At 69.8% G+C, this 636-nt stretch carries 1 protein-coding gene; it reads right to left on the minus strand.

The annotated features are described in order from the left end of the window. The coding region (locus tag AC4FS3_RS28960) for an AMP-binding protein (RefSeq protein WP_491023412.1) at positions 1–477 on the minus strand (477 nt) is incomplete at its 3' end. Positions 478–636 lie beyond the last annotated feature (159 nt).

A 636-nucleotide genomic window follows, 5' to 3' on the forward strand; every position in this document is an offset into this window, starting at 1 on the left:
GCTGTCTGCGGCCGGGGCGGGCGGGCCTTCCTGCGGCGCGTGCCGCGCCAGCAGCTCGTCCCACACCAGGGCGCCGGGCGTCGGGGCCAGCAGCTCCGCCGGCACGCGGCAGGCGGCGGCGATCTCCGGCGTGGTCGGAACCTGGATCACCGTGACGCCATCCGGCAAGGCGTCGTCGAGGCCGCGCAACAGATCGGCGTGGGCGACCAGCACGCGGGCGCCGCAATCCTCGAGGATGTAGCGCACCTCCTCGGACTTGAAGTGCCAGTTCACCGGCACGGCGTAGGCGCCAAGACGCTGGGCGCCAAGGCTGGCTTCAAGGAAGGGCGCGTCATTGCGCATCAGCACCGCGACGCAATCGCCGTTGCCGACGCCGAGCGCCGCGAATGCGCTGGCGGCGCGCCGCAGGCGCTCATCAAAGGTCGCCGCGTCATGGATGACGCCGCCGCTTACAATGCCGTTCGTCAGGCCGGTCATGTGTTTCCTGTCCCATCCCATCGTACAGCGCGCGCCCGAAGCCCCAGGGCGGCGCCTCTCCTGCGACCTGGCCCGTTGTCCGCGCGGACAATTCGCCCGTCAGAAAACGCCCCAGGGGCGGTCGCTTGCGCTTTCATTCGCAATGCGAAATAAAGTTTC

The organism is Pseudogemmobacter sp. TB195 (assembly GCF_058313095.1).